The sequence below is a fragment of the uncultured Leptotrichia sp. genome (assembly GCF_938036635.1).
GTDB lineage: Bacteria > Fusobacteriota > Fusobacteriia > Fusobacteriales > Leptotrichiaceae > Leptotrichia > Leptotrichia hongkongensis.
This window is the reverse complement of the sequence record NZ_CALHQO010000511.1, coordinates 1-1,440: the sequence shown is the minus strand read 5'-3', so window position 1 is coordinate 1,440 and position 1,440 is coordinate 1. Positions and strand designations below refer to the sequence as shown.

Genomic DNA, 1,440 nt, shown 5'->3' with positions numbered 1-1,440 from the left:
ACAGCGATTATAAGCAGTATTGCTTTAGGAAGTGAACGAACAGCTTTGACAATTATGATTTTAGAGAGAATTGCTGAACTTTTGACGGTTTATACGATGAAAAAAACTCGTGGTGTAATTAAGGATATGTTAAGTGTCGGAGAAAGCTATGTTTGGAAAATATCTGAAGATAAAGACCAAGCAGCTAAGAAAGTTCCAATTGAAGAAATAAAAAAAGGAGATTTGATTCTTGTTCAAATTGGAGAAAAAATAAGTGTTGACGGAACGATTGAAAAGGGTAACGCAGTAATTGATCAGTCGGCGATTACTGGAGAATATATGCCTGTTAAAAAGGAAACTGGACAGGAGGTTTTTGCTGGAACGCTTTTAAAAAATGGAAATATCACTGTGAGAGCTGAAAAAGTTGGAGATGATAGAACTGCTTCAAGAATCATAAAATTGGTGGAAGATGCTTCCTTTAACAAAGCAGACATCCAATCTTACGCCGATGCATTTTCTGCACAGTTAATTCCATTAAATTTCCTGCTTGCTGGAATAGTTTACGTTTCGACTAGAAACTTGCAAAAAGCATTGAGTATGCTGGTAATCGACTATTCATGTGGAATAAGATTGTCGACAGCAACAGCATTTTCTGCTTCAATTAATACAGCGGCTAAAAATGGAATTTTGATTAAGGGAAGCAACTATTTGGAAGAACTTTCAAAGGCTGATACAGTAATATTTGATAAAACTGGAACAATTACAGAAGGAAAACCTAAAGTTCAAACAGTAAAAACTTTTGCTAAAAATATGAGAGATGATAGAATGATTGCATTAGCAGCAGCGGCTGAAGAAACTTCTACACATCCTTTGGCAAGTGCAATTTTAAATGAAGTCAGAAATAGAGGGTTAAAAATACCACGACATAAAGAAGATGTAATTAAAGTGGCAAGAGGAATTGAAACTTATGTAAATAAGGACATTATTCGTGTGGGAAGCAGAAGATACATGGAAGAAAATAATATTTCGGTAGAGATGTCATTTGACGTGGTAAAAGGAATGCAAAATAACGGAGAAATTGTTATTTATGTGGCTAAAAATGAGAATTTAATCGGTGTAATTGGAGTTTCTGATCCGCCAAGGGAAAATATCAAAAAAGCTATGAACCGTTTGAGAAATCAAGGAATAGATGACATTGTACTACTTACAGGAGATTTGAGACAACAGGCTGAAACTATTGCAAATAGTATGTCGATGGACAGATATGAATCAGAATTGTTGCCAGAAGATAAGGCAAAGGATATTTTAAAATTCCGTTCAATTGGATCCAAAGTCATTATGATTGGAGATGGAATAAATGATGCTCCAGCTCTTTCTTATGCAAATGTGGGAATAGCACTTGGAAGCAGTAGAACAGATGTTGCAATGGAAGCTGCTGATATTACGATAACTTCAGACGAC

1 protein-coding gene is annotated in these 1,440 nt (G+C 35.2%); it reads left to right on the top strand.

Annotation, left to right across the window (positions count from 1 at the left end):
* Window positions 1-1,440 (top strand): heavy metal translocating P-type ATPase (locus tag Q0370_RS10265; RefSeq protein WP_299575387.1); only part of this gene is annotated, 1,440 nt, incomplete at both ends.